General features: G+C 47.1%; 17 protein-coding genes. 13 read left to right on the forward strand and 4 right to left on the reverse strand.

The window, feature by feature from the left end; translation table 11 throughout:
• Positions 1-152 precede the first annotated feature (152 nt).
• The 9 genes from apbC (at position 153) to Q4Q46_RS11175 (ending at position 7,314) form a co-directional block, all read left to right on the forward strand.
• Positions 153-1,268 carry an iron-sulfur cluster carrier protein ApbC gene (apbC, locus tag Q4Q46_RS11135; protein ID WP_012089389.1) on the forward strand — a complete coding sequence of 372 codons (1,116 nt, stop codon included), beginning with the start codon at positions 153-155 and terminating at the stop codon, positions 1,266-1,268.
• Between the two features lie 11 nt (positions 1,269-1,279).
• Entirely contained in the window at positions 1,280-1,918 is a 639-nt protein-coding gene (gene udk / locus Q4Q46_RS11140; RefSeq protein WP_006081926.1) for a uridine kinase, read from the forward strand.
• A 31-nt stretch (positions 1,919-1,949) separates the two neighbouring features.
• Positions 1,950-2,531 carry a dCTP deaminase gene (gene dcd / locus Q4Q46_RS11145; protein ID WP_006081925.1) on the forward strand — a complete coding sequence of 194 codons (582 nt, stop codon included), beginning with the start codon at positions 1,950-1,952 and terminating at the stop codon, positions 2,529-2,531.
• Positions 2,532-2,536: 5 nt separating this feature from the next.
• Entirely contained in the window at positions 2,537-3,346 is an 810-nt protein-coding gene (gene pabC / locus Q4Q46_RS11150) for an aminodeoxychorismate lyase (RefSeq protein ID WP_012089388.1), read from the forward strand.
• Positions 3,343-4,380, forward strand: a complete 1,038-nt coding sequence (mltG, locus tag Q4Q46_RS11155; protein WP_311905967.1) for an endolytic transglycosylase MltG — start codon at positions 3,343-3,345, stop codon at positions 4,378-4,380. The genes pabC and mltG overlap by 4 nt, the downstream gene beginning before the upstream one ends.
• A 22-nt stretch (positions 4,381-4,402) precedes the next feature.
• Positions 4,403-5,029: a dTMP kinase gene (gene tmk, locus Q4Q46_RS11160; RefSeq protein WP_006081922.1), complete on the forward strand. Its 627-nt coding sequence runs from the start codon at positions 4,403-4,405 to the stop codon at positions 5,027-5,029.
• The gene (gene holB / locus Q4Q46_RS11165; protein ID WP_311905968.1) at positions 5,023-5,979 is read left to right on the forward strand and encodes a DNA polymerase III subunit delta'; all 957 of its coding nucleotides are present in this window, start codon (positions 5,023-5,025) and stop codon (positions 5,977-5,979) included. Before tmk ends, holB begins: the two co-directional genes overlap by 7 nt.
• Positions 5,980-5,985: 6 nt before the next feature.
• Entirely contained in the window at positions 5,986-6,312 is a 327-nt protein-coding gene (locus Q4Q46_RS11170; protein WP_006081920.1) for a PilZ domain-containing protein, read from the forward strand.
• A 213-nt stretch (positions 6,313-6,525) separates the two neighbouring features.
• A complete protein-coding gene (locus Q4Q46_RS11175; protein WP_006086270.1) occupies positions 6,526-7,314 on the forward strand; it encodes a TatD family hydrolase in 789 nt (262 codons plus the stop codon).
• A 241-nt stretch (positions 7,315-7,555) separates the two neighbouring features.
• On the opposite strand, the gene rsmF is transcribed toward Q4Q46_RS11175, so the two are convergent.
• Positions 7,556-9,016 carry a 16S rRNA (cytosine(1407)-C(5))-methyltransferase RsmF gene (rsmF, locus tag Q4Q46_RS11180; RefSeq protein ID WP_115334473.1) on the reverse strand — a complete coding sequence of 487 codons (1,461 nt, stop codon included), beginning with the start codon at positions 9,014-9,016 and terminating at the stop codon, positions 7,556-7,558.
• 223 nt (positions 9,017-9,239) lie between these two features.
• On the opposite strand from rsmF, the gene Q4Q46_RS11185 reads away from it, so the two are divergent.
• The gene (locus Q4Q46_RS11185; protein ID WP_311905969.1) at positions 9,240-10,466 is read left to right on the forward strand and encodes a spore maturation protein; all 1,227 of its coding nucleotides are present in this window, start codon (positions 9,240-9,242) and stop codon (positions 10,464-10,466) included.
• A 141-nt stretch (positions 10,467-10,607) separates the two neighbouring features.
• Here the strand turns inward: Q4Q46_RS11185 and Q4Q46_RS11190 are convergent, their stop codons facing one another.
• Genes Q4Q46_RS11190 through Q4Q46_RS11200 form a run of 3 tightly spaced genes read right to left on the reverse strand, consistent with a single transcriptional unit; the run spans position 10,608 to position 14,485 of the window.
• A complete protein-coding gene (locus tag Q4Q46_RS11190) occupies positions 10,608-13,247 on the reverse strand; it encodes a PqiB family protein (RefSeq protein ID WP_311905970.1) in 2,640 nt (879 codons plus the stop codon).
• A complete protein-coding gene (locus Q4Q46_RS11195) occupies positions 13,234-13,851 on the reverse strand; it encodes a paraquat-inducible protein A (RefSeq protein WP_006081915.1) in 618 nt (205 codons plus the stop codon). Before Q4Q46_RS11195 ends, Q4Q46_RS11190 begins: the two co-directional genes overlap by 14 nt.
• A gap of 1 nt (position 13,852) precedes the next feature.
• Positions 13,853-14,485: a paraquat-inducible protein A gene (locus Q4Q46_RS11200; protein WP_006081914.1), complete on the reverse strand. Its 633-nt coding sequence runs from the start codon at positions 14,483-14,485 to the stop codon at positions 13,853-13,855.
• A 207-nt stretch (positions 14,486-14,692) separates the two neighbouring features.
• Between Q4Q46_RS11200 and Q4Q46_RS11205 the strand changes: the two genes are divergently transcribed.
• The 3 genes from Q4Q46_RS11205 (at position 14,693) to proQ (ending at position 16,380) form a co-directional block, all read left to right on the forward strand.
• On the forward strand, positions 14,693-14,992 hold the full coding sequence (locus tag Q4Q46_RS11205) for a YebG family protein (protein ID WP_311905971.1): 300 nt from the start codon (positions 14,693-14,695) through the stop codon (positions 14,990-14,992).
• Positions 14,993-15,009: 17 nt separating this feature from the next.
• Positions 15,010-15,468: a free L-methionine (R)-S-oxide reductase MsrC gene (gene msrC / locus Q4Q46_RS11210; protein ID WP_006081912.1), complete on the forward strand. Its 459-nt coding sequence runs from the start codon at positions 15,010-15,012 to the stop codon at positions 15,466-15,468.
• 282 nt (positions 15,469-15,750) lie between these two features.
• Positions 15,751-16,380: an RNA chaperone ProQ gene (gene proQ, locus Q4Q46_RS11215; protein ID WP_006081911.1), complete on the forward strand. Its 630-nt coding sequence runs from the start codon at positions 15,751-15,753 to the stop codon at positions 16,378-16,380.
• The last annotated feature ends 28 nt before the right edge of the window (positions 16,381-16,408 follow it).

Below are 16,408 nucleotides of genomic sequence, written 5' to 3' on the forward strand. Positions count from 1 at the left end.
AAATATCGTGGTGGGCCAAAAATATTGGTAGAGATACTAACCGATTACAGGATGATTTTCATCAAAAGCTGAGCCGATTGAGCTAAATCTGCGCTAATGTTTTCTGCATTATCTGGTACACTTGGGCAAATTTATTGGTGGGGGTAATTCTTTTGTCTTCAACTCAAACTGATTATCGTCTAAATGACGATCTTCTCGGGCCAGTTCTGGCTATTCTCGATTCATTTATTGACCCATATCTCGCGAAAGGGTTAGTGAGCGCAGGATGCGTAAATAAACTGGCGTTGGAAGGTAAGCGTTTGCAGCTTGGCTTAGTCTATCCATACCCTTGTATGACTCAGTATCGCGACACTGTTATGGCGCTGACGAATAAGTTAGCGGTGCTCGATGCTATTGATGAAGTCGAATGTGAAATCGATTTTCAACCTAAAGCCTACTCAGCGTTATCTTCTATCGCACCGATTGCCAATGTGAAGCAAGTGATTGCCGTAGCCTCAGGTAAGGGCGGCGTGGGTAAGTCAACCACAGCGGTGAACTTAGCTTTGGCCCTCGCGGCTGAAGGCGCGCAGGTGGGTATTCTTGATGCGGATATTTACGGCCCGTCAGTGCCTATGATGCTAGGTATTCCTAATTTCAGACCGCTTTCCCCCGATGGCAAACATATGACTGCCGCCAGTGCCCATGGCATTGCCGCGCAATCGATTGGGTTTATGCTCAGCGGTGATGAAGCCGCCGTGTGGCGTGGCCCAATGGCAGCGGGCGCGCTAGCGCAACTGCTCAATGAAACCCAATGGCCAGAGCTGGATTATTTAGTCGTCGATATGCCGCCGGGCACCGGTGATATCCAATTAACCCTGTCGCAAAAAGTGCCAGTGAGCGGTGCTGTTATCGTGACTACGCCGCAGGATATCGCGCTGGCCGATGCCAAGAAGGGCATCAATATGTTCCAGAAAGTGAACATTCCTGTGCTGGGTATCGTCGAAAACATGAGTTTCCATTTATGTCCCGAGTGTGGTCATAAAGAACATCCATTTGGAACACACGGTGGCAGTAAAATCGCCGAGCGTTATCAAGTTCCACTGTTAGGCGCCTTGCCGCTGCACATCAATATCCGTGAAGCCATGGATAACGGTGCACCGACCGTCGTTGCCGATCCAGACAGTGAAGTAGCCGCACTTTATCGGGAAATTGCCCGTAAAGTGGGCGCAGAATTGGCTTTAAAGCAAAGCCAGAAAACAGTTTCTATTAGTGTTTCAGATGACGAGTAAGGTTTAAGGGTATGAATTCTCAGCAGTGTGTCATTATTGCAATTGCTGGCGCGTCAGCATCGGGCAAAAGTTTAATTGCCAAAACGATTTTTGACGAATTACGCCGCGATTTAGGCACAGATCAAATTGGGGTAATTAATGAAGACGCGTACTATCGCGATCAGAGTCATTTATCCATGGATGAACGGGTATTAACGAATTACGATCATCCAAAAGCGTTGGACCATCAACTGTTGTGCACCCATTTACAGTTGCTGAAGTCTGGCGAAGCTGTTGATATCCCTTGTTATAGCTACACAGAACACACTCGTATAGCAGAAACCCTGACGATGACACCGAAAAAGGTGATCATTTTAGAAGGTATCTTACTGCTGACTGATCCTAAGTTACGTGCGCTGATGGACGCGAGTGTGTTTATGGACACGCCGCTGGACATTTGTTTCCTACGTCGCTTAACCCGTGATGTGGCAGAACGCGGCCGTACGATGGAATCTGTGATTTCTCAGTACAAGAAAACCGTGCGTCCTATGTTCTTACAGTTTATCGAACCGTCGAAACAATACGCCGATATTATCGTTCCCCGCGGCGGTAAGAATCGTATTGCGACCGATATTTTAAAAACTCGTATCCAACATTTACTGGCAAAATAACGACATAAAAACTCAAGGAGTAATAGGCAAGATGCGCTTAACCGATATCGAAATTGAACAGGCCCTTGATAACGGCACTATCGTAATAGAACCTCGCCCAGGCATAGAAGCTATTTCAGGCGTCAGTGTTGATGTGCGCTTAGGTGGACAGTTTCGCGTCTTTAAAGATCATACTGCGCCTTATATCGACTTGAGTGGCCCAAGCGTCGAGATGCAAGCTGCGCTTGATCGGGTGATGAGTGAAATTATCGAAATCCCTGATGGCGAAGCGTTTTTCCTGCATCCTGGCGAATTGGCCTTGGCGGTGACTTACGAGAGCGTGACGCTGCCCGCCGATATCGTCGGTTGGCTCGATGGTCGTTCATCATTGGCGCGTTTAGGCCTGATGGTGCACGTGACGGCGCACCGTATCGATCCGGGTTGGCAGGGTAAAATCGTGCTCGAGTTCTATAACAGCGGCAAGTTACCTTTGGCCCTGCGTCCACGTATGACCATAGGCGCGCTTAACTTTGAACGCCTAAATCATGCGGTTGCACGTCCTTATAACACCCGTAAAAGTGCCAAATACAAAGATCAGCAAGAAGCGGTTGCCAGCCGTATCAGTCAGGACTAAGACAAGTGTTTTGGGTGAATGGCGCATCGCAGGCGAGTGTCGACCCTTCCGATCGAGGGCTTGCCTACGGTGATGGCCTGTTTGCGACTATGCGGACAGGCGCTGAGGGGATTTTGTTTTTCAACGCCCATCAAGCTCGTTTAACCGCAGGCGCCGCAAGGCTTGGGTTTCAATGGCAAATGAGTGAAGCACTGCAACAGCAGCTTCATGCCTTAGCCATTGAATATCCTCATCATTGTATTAAGTTAATCGTTACCCGTGGTGTCGGTGGCCGTGGTTACACACCACCAGAAACGGTTAATCCTACCGAAATCGTCTCAGTTCATGCTATCCCAAGCCATTATGCAAAGTGGCAGCAAGCGGGCATTTGCCTTAAAACCTCGTCGATACGATTGGGTTTGCAGCCCTTGTTGGCTGGGATGAAGCATTTAAATCGACTCGAACAAGTCTTAATAAAATCCCACCCTTTACCTCAGGGGTTTGATGACTGGTTAGTTAACGATATCGAAGACAATGTGATTGAATCTTCGATGGCGAATGTGTTTTTTATCAAAGGCAATCGCGTTATAACCCCTTCATTAGCCCAGTGCGGCGTGGCGGGTGTGATGCGCGAACAGGTTATGATAGCCTTGCTTGAACAGAACATGAATATCGAATGTTTGCCCGTTGGCGCCGAGCGTTTAATTGAATTTGACTCAGCGTTTATCACTAACAGCGTTTTAGGAATTGTGGATGTGCTGGCGATAGACTCGCTTAAGTTCAGCCGTGCTCCGATTACCGCGCAACTTAGACAGACACTTTCACTCACCCTATGAAAAAACTCATTCTTATCGCCAGTTCAACCCTGTTGACCTTGCTGACATTAGTCTGTTTGGGCGCCTTTTGGGGCTATCAAACTGTTATTGAATATAGCCAAACGCCGCTGAGTCTCAGCGAGCCTAAAGAGCTGACCGTTGAACGCGGTACCAGCGTCAACCAGCTTGCGCAGCAACTTGCCGACGATGGCGTGATTCAAGACACGTGGAAACTCAAGTGGCTACTTAAGTTCCGCCCTGAGCTTGCTAAGATCCGCTCGGGCCTTTACGAAATCTCACCTTCACAAACCATTACCGATTTGCTGAATGATTTGATTGCCGGAAAAGTGAAAACCTTCAGTTTGACCTTAGTTGAAGGTAAAACCATCGTTGAATGGGAACAACAACTTGCCAGTGCGCCGCATTTACAGATGTCACCAGAGGTGTTTGCCGCCGTGTTGATGGCGCAGGGCGATGATTCAGGTTTGCCAGAGGGTAAATTCTTCCCCGACACCTATCATTATACTGCTGAGGCGGATGTTAAAGTCCTGCTGACTCAAAGCTATAAGATGATGGAGCAAGAGCTTGCTAAAGCGTGGGCAGATCGGGCGCCGAATTTGCCGTTAAAATCCCCCTATGAAATGCTGATCTTGGCATCGATAGTGGAGAAGGAAACCGGCCAAGCCCATGAGCGTGACCAAATTGCCGGAGTATTTGTTAATCGTCTTAATCAAGGCATGCGTCTGCAAACCGACCCGACGGTTATTTATGGCATGGGCGAACGCTATAAGGGCAATATCACCCGTAAAGATTTAGTCGAAGAGACACCTTTTAACACTTACCGTATTTTTGGATTACCGCCAACGCCGATTGCAGCACCGAGTAAAGCCTCACTGATGGCCGTGTCTAAACCTGCTAGTGTGAGTTATCTCTATTTCGTGTCACGCAACGATGGTACCCATGTGTTTTCAAGCACACTTGAAGCACACAACCAAGCTGTAGATGTGTATCAGCGTAAGAAAAAACCGGCGACGCCAGAAAAATCACCAAAGTAAAAATGCAGAGAAAGAAAATCCAATGTCAGTTTTTGCAAAATTTATCGTTATTGAAGGTTTAGAAGGCGCGGGTAAGTCGAGTGCGATTAACCTTATTCGCGACTTTATTGAAAAACATACGGGTAAAGCGCCGATCTGCACCCGCGAGCCGGGTGGCACGCCACTGGCCGAACGTATCCGTGACTTAGTCAAAATTGCCGATGCGACCGATCCCCTGTGTGACGAGGCCGAGTGTTTACTCATCTATGCCGCCAGAGCCCAGTTGGTTGCCAATGTCATTAAGCCCGCGCTTGCGCAGGGTCAATGGGTATTGGGTGACAGACACAATTTATCGTCACTGGCCTATCAAGGTGGTGGCAGGGGCTTAATGCCGTTAGTGGAAGCGGTGAGCACTGCAACCCTTAAAGGCTTTAAACCCGATCTCACCTTATACTTAGATTTAGATCCCAAGCTTGGGCTAACCCGCGCAGCTAAACGCGGTGAGCTTGATAGAATCGAGCAACAAGCGATTGATTTCTTTGAACGAGCTCGCGCGACTTACCTTAAACTTGCCAGCGAAGATGACAGCATAGTGGTTATCGATGCGAGTCAAACCATGGCCGAAGTGCATAAAGATATCTTAGCCGTGCTACAGGCGATGGCATGGTAGTTGAGTCAGGATTTACGGCTGCACAATTGCCTTGGCTCGAAGGGCCAAGGCAGGCATTTTTAGCGCAACTCACGCGGCAAAAAATGCCCCATGCACAGCTTGTCGGCATTGATTCTGCCTATGGTGGTGAGCTGCTGAGCGTATTTATGGCGCGTGCGGCCATGTGTTTGCAGCCAACATCTGCGGGGGCCTGCGGTTTTTGTAAGTCTTGTCAGCTCTTTGATGCGGGCAATCATCCCGATTTTTACCATATTGCCGCCGATGGCAATCAAATTAAAGTCGATCAAATTCGTGAGCTTTGCACACGTCTGACGGCGACTGCCCAGCAAAGCGGTATGCGGGTGGCGATTATTCACCATAGCGAGCGACTTAACTCCGCTGCCGCCAACGCACTCCTTAAAACCCTTGAGGAGCCAGGTAAAGATACTTTACTGATATTGCAGTCGGATACGCCTGCACGTCTGATGGCGACGGTCAGCAGCCGCTGCCAACGCATTCCCTTCGTTGTGCCAAGCCGAGAGACCATCAAAAACTGGTTAGCGCAGCAATGTGATATCCAAGAGGATGTCACTTGGTGCCTGAGTGTGGTGGGTGGACCGCTAAAGTTGGCAGAGAGCTTGCAGTCTGAAGGTAGTCAACAGAGCCGTTATCAATCCTTGCTACAGTTTCGCAAAGATTGGGCCCAAAGTTTGTCGTCTGGTCATCTGTGTGCTAGTTTGTTAAGTATAAGTGAACAACAAATAATTGATGTTCTTAAGGTTTTATACCTGCTTATACGACAGGTGTTACTGAAAAATAGCCACCAAGATGCGTTTATCCATGCGCAGCTCGGGAACTTGGCGGCCAAGATCATGGGAATGTGTCATAGCTTAAGTACAATGCCGAGCGTCAATTATCTGGCCTTGTGTCAAAGTTATGTCTTAGAATATAGAGAGATAACAAATAAGTAATATGCCATGGTAGATCTCGTCGTTAATTTTGATACCTTACATCAGCTATATCGTGCCTATATGCCTTTTATTAAGCCGGCAGGATTATTCATAGCCACCAGTGAAGGGCATTACCTTGGCCAGCCGCTGACGATTGCGTATCGCTTACCGGGCGCGACCATAACGAATGAATTTCGCGGTGTTGTGGTATGGATCAATCCCTTAGGTGCTTCGGGCGGCCGTCCTGTAGGCATTGGCATTAAAATTGTTTCTGAGCCCGATAGCCATAAACACCACATCGAAAAATTACTGTCCCGCGAACTTGCCTCCGGCGATCTAACCTGCACTATGTAGGTTGGCCCGCATTATTGCTCTGGTTTGAAGGTTACTTAGGTTTAAATGTTACTTAGGTTTAAACGCTCTGCTTTAAGCGTTACTCTCGTTTAACTGTTCTAGTTTTAACATTGGCCCGCACTCTAAACTGACTCTTCACCTTCGCGGAATTTGACCTCGATCCCTTGGCTGGGTATCCTTGTCGTCCTTTTGTTATTCAGCTTGGAAATCCCTGTGCTTATTGATTCACACTGCCATCTCGATCGCCTTAAAGCGGCGCCTGATCAACAAACCCTAGAACATATTCTGGCCAGCGCGAAAGCCCGTGGCGTGGACTATATGCTATGCGTCAACGTGCGTCAGCAGGGATTTGAATCGATGCGAGATAAAGTTGCAGCCTTCGATCAGGTATTTTTATCATCGGGCGTGCATCCATTAGACGTTAAAGAAGGGCTTGATGTTGAGCAAATTCGCCGCTTTGCCACCGATCCTAAAGTGGTCGCGATTGGTGAAACTGGCCTAGATTATTTTTATGCCGACGAAACTAAATTGCTGCAACAACAATGTTTTGAGCAGCAGATCGCCCTTGCGGTCGAAGTGAATAAACCTTTGATTGTCCATACTCGCGATGCGCGTGAAGACACGATCACTATGCTTAAGCAGGGCAACGCGGATAAAGTTGGCGGCGTACTGCATTGCTTTACTGAGAATTGGGAAATGGCGAAAGCGGCGATTGATCTTGGTTTTTACATTTCAGTATCAGGCATAGTCACCTTTAAAAATGCCGGTGAACTGCGCACCGTTATCCGTAAAGTGCCACAGGATCGCCTGCTGGTTGAAACAGACTCGCCTTATTTGGCGCCTATTCCGCACCGTGGACAAGAAAACCAGCCCGCCTATGTGCGTGATGTTGCTGAGTTTGTGGCCGAGCTTAGAGGTGAGCGCTACGAAGATCTTGCTGAGTACACCAGTAATAACTTCTTTAATTTATTCAAAGATGCGGCGCGTTTAGTCGGCCGTTAGCCTCAAGTGCTTTGACCCATGTTATGCGATTGCGTGATTGTTAGCGTGCAGGCATAAAAAAAGGCCCAAAACGATGAAAGCTGTTTGGGCCTAGGGGAATGGCTCGTTGAAGAGCCGTGCGCTACAGGTGAAAGCGCCATGCAGTGCGCTTTACAATAGACTCAGTGTAGTTGAGCTTTTGCCCTAGAGTCGCGTTCACCTTCCCCTTTTTTAGGTTATTTATCGCTAAAAAACAGCAGAACTATAACGATTTTGTCTGTTCTGGTAGCAATAACACTTTATCTTTCACTAAGTCTCTGGGCAGGTTGTTTTTTAACTTATTGCCTAAATGTTTCGCCATGCCTAATGGCGCGCCGCCATAACAGACGATCACTTCACCTTGGGCTTTGCCTGCGGTGGCTAAGGGAATATCTCGCCCCATTAAATACTCTTTAGCTTCAACATCGCTCACATCGACCGTTTTTGCCGTTGGGCTAAGTTGTTTTCCCGCTAAAGCAATAATCGCTTCATGGCGGACTTTAAACCCGTGCTTACTGTTATCGGCGAGTTTAATGCCAATACGCTGAAAGCGCATACGGCCGATAAAAGCGTTGAATTCATGAGGAAATAGCCAGAATTCATCATCGCGAACCATGATGAGTTCGTCCGGTAAGCTGATACCTAAATCCTGCTGAAAATAGTCTTTGATCCCTTGAGCTTGTTTCGCTGATGCGGTCGTGAAGGGGAAGTTTTTCTGCAGTTTAGGCTCAGGCAGTAATCGCGGCACAGAGGCAGTTTTTGTCAATTTAGCGACAAAGAAACCTTCACTGTCGTAAATCTGCGGCCAGACATGCAAGAAGCCTTCGGCTGTCGTGGCTCGATCAGCGCCATCAAATAAATCACTTAAGGATTCAAATTGCACGGCATCGCCGTAGACTTGCTTTAAATACTCGCACACGCCTTGGTTTTCGAGGCGGTTTAAGGTGCAGGTTGAGTAGACCAAACTGCCGCCGGGTTTCAGGGCGAGAAACGCTGATTCGATTAAGGCTTTTTGGGTTTCACTAATGGCCAACACATCGTCAAGGCTCCAGTGTTTTAGCGCATCGGCATCTTTACGCACTGTGCCTTCGCCGCCACAGGGCGCATCAATGAGCACTGCATCGAAACTTTCGTACAGGTATTCGCCAAACACACGGCCATCGAAATGGGTGAGAGCACAGTGACTTGCGCCCATGCGCAGCACATTGGCGTGCAATACTTTCACGCGGCTCGCCGAATACTCATTCGCTACCAATAAACCTTGGTTTTGCATCAATGCGGCCATTTGCGTGGTTTTTGAACCCGGCGCAGAGGCGAGATCGAGTACGCACTGCCACTTTGCACTAGTCGTAAATGCACTAGGCGTAAAAAGTGCGGTCGGCGGCAACATAGAGCTGGCTTCTTGAATGTAGAATAAGCCCTGAATGTGCTCTAAGGCATTGCCGAGTTGTTCTTCTTCATCGTAGCTGATCCAAAATCCGTCTTCACACCAAGGAATAGGATCAAACGTCCAGCCCTTAGGTTGCATCAGAGTCTTAAAGTCGTCGCTGCTGATTTTTAAGGTATTGACCCGAATTGAACGTCTAAGCGGCCTGTCGCAAGCGGCAATAAACTCGTCCATGGATAAATGGGCGGGGAGTTCTTGGGTGATTGTATCGATAAAATTTTGATTTAATTGAACCATTGATTTCATTGAACCATAGGAAAATAGACTGTGTATCAACTGGCGCGAGTATATCATAATCCCTTATTGGGTCTGAGATTTTATCCCAAGTGCCTCAGCCGTTATGGTTATTTGAGGTTTATGCACAGACGATTGCCGCAATATTAGAATGAGTTGCCATAAAGCTAGCACTCAGTAGTCATGAGCTAATAGAATAAAAACAAATAAAAATAAGGGGATTAGCGTGCTGAATCGCGTGTGGTTAGCTTTCTTTGTTACGGCATTGCTGGCAATAGCGGTGCAACTGTTCAATGGGCACATAGAAGTCCTATCGGCTTCGGTCGCCGCATTATTTGCTAGCGCTAAGCTTGCCGCTGAAATTTCCCTTGGGCTGATTGGTGTACTTTCTCTGTGGATGGGATTGATGCAGGTGTGCGAGAAGGCCGGAGTGGTCAGCGCTATCGCCTTTGTGTTTGAGCCCTTACTGCGCCGCTTGATGCCAGAAGTGCCCAAGGGCCATCCCGCCTTTGGCAGTATCACGATGAATTTAACGGCGAATATTTTTGGTTTAGATAATGCCGCCACGCCGCTTGGTTTAAGGGCGATGCATGATTTGCAGAGTCTAAATCCGCTAAAAACCGTGGCGACTAATGCGCAAATCTTGTTCTTAGTGCTCAATACTTCCTCTGTGACCTTAGTGCCTGTGACGGTATTCCTTTACCGTGCCCAGCAAGGTGCAGCCGCGCCTGCGGATATTTTCCTGCCGATTTTACTGGCAACCTCGGCCTCGACATTGGCGGGTTTATTGGTTGTGGCGTTAGTGCAGCGGATTTCGTTATTAAACTCTGTGGTGCTCGGTTATGGCGCCTTGATGCTCTCTGGCCTAGTGGCGAGTGGTTTTTATCTGATGACCTTAAGTGCTGAAGCCATTGGCACAGTGTCGACGGCAATGGGTAACGGCATTTTATTGTTATTAGTGTTTACCTTCGTCATTGTTGCGGGCATCCGTAAGGTGGCGGTTTATGATGAGTTTATTGAAGGGGCGAAGGCGGGTTTTGCCCAATCTATCCAACTGATCCCTTATTTGCTCGCCATGCTATTAGCGATCGGTTTACTGCGCGCATCCGGCGCCTTGGATTATCTGTTGCACTTGATTGCCAGTGGCGTGCGGATATTGGGTTTTGATACGCGTTTTGTCGATGCTATGCCGACCGCGCTGATGAAGCCTTTTAGTGGTTCAGGCGCCAGAGCCATGATGCTCGAGACAATGGATCATCACGGCGTCGATTCTTTTGCTGGCCGGCTAGCGGCGATTTTTCAGGGCAGCACTGAAACTACTTTTTATGTTCTCGCCGTGTATTTTGGTTCTGTGGGTATTCGCCATGGCCGCCACGCCTTAGCCTGTGGATTAACCGCGGATTTTGCGGGGAGCAGCGCTGCGATTGCTGTCTGTTATTGGTTCTATGGTTAAGGATGGTAAGGGTCTTGAGCGCCCTAGAATGTGTCAATGACATTTCGAGAAGCTAAAAATAAATCAGGCGCATTATGCGCCTGATTTATTTGTAAGAGCTTTAATATTCGTGCGTTGGTGTAAGTATTTTGATGAAAAGAATTACTGGGCCGGTGCCCATTCCTGCCATTCGTTTTCGGCTTTGTGTTGCAATCTTAATACTGTTCCTGCTGCTAAACGATTACCTTCTTGAGTCGTGTCCTTAGTCGCGACATTAATACCGCCAGCGAGTAAGGTTTCCAGCGAGCCCGCTTCGATTTGAGCACCTGAAAAGAGGCCAACATCGACTTTAATTCCAGAAGCATCCCAGAACTGACTGCTTTGATTCACTAAGTGACTGTACTGCGGCTCAATATGGGCTTGCATCAGCACGCTATTGCCCTGTGTCGACAGGTGATAACCATCGATTTGACCGACTTTGATACCACGGAAGAAGATAGGTGTGCCGACCTTCATCGAGCCTAAGTTGTTATCTTCTAAGACGAATTTAAGCGCATCTTCGTCAACGTTGGCATAACTGCTGGCAGAGAGGTTGGCAACAAACTGGGTCGCTTTTTGACTGCTTGTACCCGGCAGTACACCGATATAAGGGCCAGTTAACAAGGTTTCTGGCGCTTTAATTCCTGCTAGAGAAATTTGCGCATCCACTAGATGATATTCACAGTCGCTGCGACTGAAATGTTCGGCGTATTCGCCGTAGAGATAGGCCGTTGCAGTGAGAGTATTGAGATCGGCATTGAGCTTCACCTGCGACACTTCACCCACTTGATGACCTTGATAGCGAATCGCTGCTTTGGCCGTCAGTTTACTTGAAGCGGGTAAGGTGAGGCGAATTGCCTGCGCCTGCGTTAATGCCAGCTGCTTGCTCTCATAGAGTTTTAAGTTAGCTGCATTGCTGGCTTTGTCATTGCTATCAAGCAATCCCAGACTGATGCTGCCCTTTAATGCTCCTTGAAGCGGCGCGACCGCAACATCAATGCCCGCAAGACTGGCGCTAATATCCACTGCGCTGTTACGCCAGAACACATTCGGCTTTTTCAGCAAGGGCTGGAACTGTTTGTCGATAGCGAGCTTGATAGCAAAGTCTTCGGTCTTACTTTGCCAGTTCACTGAGTCAACTGTGCCAATTTGCATCTTTTTATAGTAAATCGGTGAGCCTTGGCTGACATCGGCGCCATCTTGACTGATTAAGGTCAGATGCACTTGTTGCTGGCGATCATAAAAGGCTGTCGCGGCATCCACTGAGCTAAACAAGGTGAGGGCGCTGTTGGCAGCTAAAGGTGTGTCGCTATGACCTTGGATCAAGCTAACTGCACCTTGAGTGAGCGTTGTAAAATCCCTTGCTTTGACTGAGACACCATCTAACGATGCGTTTACCGTTAATGCTGACTCAGGCACAAAATAGCTGTCACTGCGAATAAGGCCTGCAAACTCAGGTTGTAGCTCGAGTTGATATTCTACCGCTGATAAATCTTTGGTTAACTTAACCGCAAGCACTGAGCCAATGGGGATTTGCTTAAAGCGAACTTCGGCGCCCGCTGAAATGCCCATGTTTTCGGCTGAGGTTAAGGTCAAGAAACGCTTCTTCGATTGCAGTAAATCAGGCGCTTTGGCTTGTAAGGCAAAACTGCTTGGCATCGCCGTTTTTGTATTCATGCCAGGCAGGAAGTTGATCACGCTGCCCGTTAGTAAACGCTCTGGATTTTTAATGCCCGAGAGGGAAATATCGGCACCTTCAAGCCAGAACACGCCGTCGTTAGTTAACAGCGAACCGTATTGAGGTTCAAACTTAGCCACGGCTATTACGCCATTCGCGGTGAGTTGCTTGCTTAAAATGCTGCCGATATTGATGCCGCGATAAACAATGCGAGTGCCTTTGTCGACACCGTTAGCATCAGCCATGGTCAGGTTTATTTCTATGCCGCCAAGGGCTGTGGTTTCTGAATCATAAAGCGAAAAAATGTCACCGTTTTTGGCAATATCCGCTTTATCATCAGAGCTAAAGCTCACGCCGCCAGCCAGAATGGATGCCAAACTCTCAGAGCTGACTTTAACCCCAGTCAGTGATGCATCAATTTTGACGCCGGAGACATTCCAAAAGTGGGAGTTTTTCTTCACTAATCGCGCGTATTGCTCTTGAATGAAGGCACTGATGATGACCCTTTGATTGCCATCTAAACGATAGCTGACCACACTTCCCACAGGGATTTGGCGGAAAAATATTGGCGAGCCAACATCCAACGAACCGAGTTTGTCTGAGGTCAGTTCGACCATCACACCTTCTGAGCCGATTTGCATCGGCGGCGGTTGGCGCTCAGCCTCGAAGAAGGTTGACGCATTGCCTTTACCCGGTTGAATCGCAATGTAGTTACCTGAGAACAACGCATCTAAACCTTCAACACCTGTGATACTGGCCTTAGGGGTGACAAGCCAGAAGAGGGTCTCTTTATTTAAGAAAGGCTTAGCACGGTAGTCCATCATGACTTTAACGTTTACGCCCTTGAGATCTTCATCTATTCCTATGTCTTTGACTTTACCGACAGTCAAGCCTTGGTATTTGACTAAGGTTTTACCTACATCAATCCCAGTTGCACTCGGAAAGTGAATTTGAATTTCAACGCCCGATTCTTTAATACTCTTAATGCCCAGCCACGCACCCAATGCCAACGCGACAATAGGCAGCAGCCAAATGGGCGAAAAGAGTTTTTTCTTTACAACTTTCGGCGATTCAATTTGTGTCATCTTGAGGTTCCAATCGATCCCAGAGTAAACGAGTGTCTAACACTTTTGCGGCTAACTGAGTTAACAGAATAACCAAGGCAAATGCGGTCGCTGCAGGCGCGGGTTTAGCGTCGAGTAGTTGTCCCATATTCACTAATGCCACTGTGATTGAGATGACAAATAAATCGAGCATAGACCAACGACCAATCCATTCGATGATGTGAAAACCCACCATCAATTTCTTTTTTGAAATCGGAATATCAAAGCTGATCGCACACAGATAAATGGATAAGCCGATGATTTTAATCCATGGCACTAAAATACTGGCAGTAAAAACTATCACGGCAATGGGCAACATATCTGAATGCACTAGATGCAAAATGCCCGAAAAAATGGTGTCGTGCCGCACTTGCCCTTGGTTGGTCAGCATAGTGATAGGGTAAATGTTGGCAGGCACCAGCAAGATGGCAGCGGTAATCAACAAAGCCCAACTTTTTTGCAGGCTGGAATAGTCCCTGACCTGCAACTCAGCTTCACAGCGCTGACAGTGGCTGAGGTCACTACTATTGAGCTGGCAGCAGACCTTACACAGACACAGGCCGATATCTTTACCTTGTTGCTTCATATCAGCGATGACCTTCCAATAACGTCCACATGTGCTCTAAGTCGTACTCTCTTTGCAGAAACAAAGTCACGAGAAACAACATAGTGAAGCAAAATGTGCCCATACCAAAATAAATATCCGAAAAATCAGAAAGCTGGAATGATGAAACCAAAAAGCTGATCACATAAATTTCTAGCATAGTGAGCTGCGACAATACGCCATGAAACTTCAATAATTGCTTTAATGAGTTACGCCAAAAAAGACGACTCAGTCCCCATTTTACAATCAAAATCTGCGTCAGTATCGATAACAGTAATAAGCCTGGACCAATCACAGCGGCGGCAAGCACGGCTAAACCAACGACCCAATAACCTTGGTCAAAAACCGCAAACGCGCCCTGAAAAACCGTGGTGGTGCGAATGCTGCCGAAAAAGTGAATTTCGAGTACGGGTAAAAAATTGGCAGGAAAATAAAACACTAATGCTGAGATACATAGGGCGAGCATGCCATTTACAGAGCAGTAGGGAGTGTCATAAAGTGCAGTGCTGCAACGGGGACAAAGGGCTCTGACACCGCTTGGCAAGGCACGTTTGCGGACTGCTAAATCGCAGGAACGGCAAAGGATTACTGAATTTTCTGCTGCGTTTTCATGCATATAAAAATATATATTAGCCTAAATAGGAGTAATAACAGCGAGATCGGTGCAAAGTGTAGTGCTAATCAGCCGTTCTGCACAGTCTAGCGCTTTATAATCTTGGCAACGAAAGTACGCTAATAATATCAGATTAATCAGAACACTTGCATCACAAGTTCAATCTATGTCACTCTAGTTACTGTATATAAAAACAGTGCGAGGGCAGTCATGGCAGTAATAACACAGTTTGTCGTGGTCAGAGAAGGGGTTGAAAAGATGACATTCACATCTAAGAAGGAGGCTGATGCCTACGATAAGATGCTCGATATCGCCGATAACCTGATCCCCTTCATTCAAAAAGCTGATTTAGGTATAGATGAAAGCGTGGGCGAAAAGCTCGCATTCTATTTTGCTAACAATAAAGATGAGCTGACGAACTTGCTTAAAGGTGTCGTTCAGGTTAATAGTACGCCAACGAATCCACCTGCTGCGAAAAAAACGGCTAAAAAGACCGAAGCAGCAGAATAAAATTGTTAGGAAATGTAATGAAATCGAAATTTTATGAGTCACTTAACCGTCAAGCTTTGGCTTTGTTGGAAGGGGAAGACGACCTTGTTGCGGCAATGGCGAATTTTTCAGCCTTACTCAATGATAATTTAACTGAGCTGAACTGGGTGGGATTCTACGTTATGCGTGGCGAACAACTCGTATTAGGCCCATTTCAAGGTAAAGTGGCTTGTACACGTATTCCGTTAGGAAAAGGCGTGTGTGGTACGGCGGCATTCACCAATCAAACCCAGCGAGTGGCCGATGTTCATCAATTTGATGGCCATATTGCCTGTGATTCTGCCAGTAATTCTGAAATCGTTGTGCCAGTTTGTGCTCAAGGTAACGTGGTTGCCGTGCTCGATATTGACAGCCCAATCTTCGATCGTTTCGACGAAGAAGACCAAAAGGGGCTGGAATTACTGGTTAAAAGTTTTGAAAACTGCCTATTTGATTAATTTGCGTACAATAACGCATAATTCATAGTCGCAATCGGTGGCGTGCGCCTTATAATATGCGCCTGCACGCATTAAGCTGGTTTGATTGGCATGCAATGAATAAGCTTAGTGTTTTGAGCTGTAAAAATTTGTTAAGGTATATTTTTTTTAACTTTAGTAAACGCGGCTAGGATGCTAATTTGTACGTTGACTCAATATTGAGTTTAACGAAGATAAACGACACGTAAGAAGTTGATATATATCACCTCGAATCGATGTCCCTTTTTGACTGTGGAAGTAATGATGGAATCAACAGAAAAGTTGACCGACACCAATGCAATTTTGGCGTATTTGTATGAAACATTTCCTTTGTGCTTTATTGCTGAAGGTGAAACTAAGCCATTAAAAATCGGATTGTTTCAAGATTTGGCTGAAAGGTTGGCTGATGATTCTAAAGTCAGTAAAACTCAGCTCAGAGTTGCCTTAAGACGTTACACCAGCAGCTGGCGCTATTTAAAGTGCGTTAAAGCGGGCGCACAACGCGTTAATCTGGATGGCGAACCTTGCGGCGAGTTAGAGCAAGAGCACATTGACCATGCTCAAGCCATGTTGAAAGAGAGTCAGGATAAAGCGAAAGCGAAACGTGCAGCACTCGCACCTAAGCCTGCGGCGAAGAAAGCACCTAAAAAGGTGGCTGTTCCTCAACGTGCTAAAACTGAGCGTCCTGCTAAGCCTGCGCCTAAAGCTGCAGCGCCAGTCGTAAATTATGTCCAAGCACAATTGACTGATTTAACGAAAAAACAACGCGTCAATGTTAAGTTAGGTATGACACCCGTAGCCGGTGTGATTACTGATATTAACAAGGAAGATATTCATGTTCAGCTTGATAGTGGCCTAACGATTAAAGTTAGAGCAGAACATATCCTGCTGTAATCATTTTTTAAAACGGAGTAACTTGTTG

Origin of the sequence: Shewanella vaxholmensis (genome assembly GCF_031932135.1) — a bacterium.
GTDB classification, from domain to species: Bacteria; Pseudomonadota; Gammaproteobacteria; order Enterobacterales; family Shewanellaceae; genus Shewanella; species Shewanella hafniensis.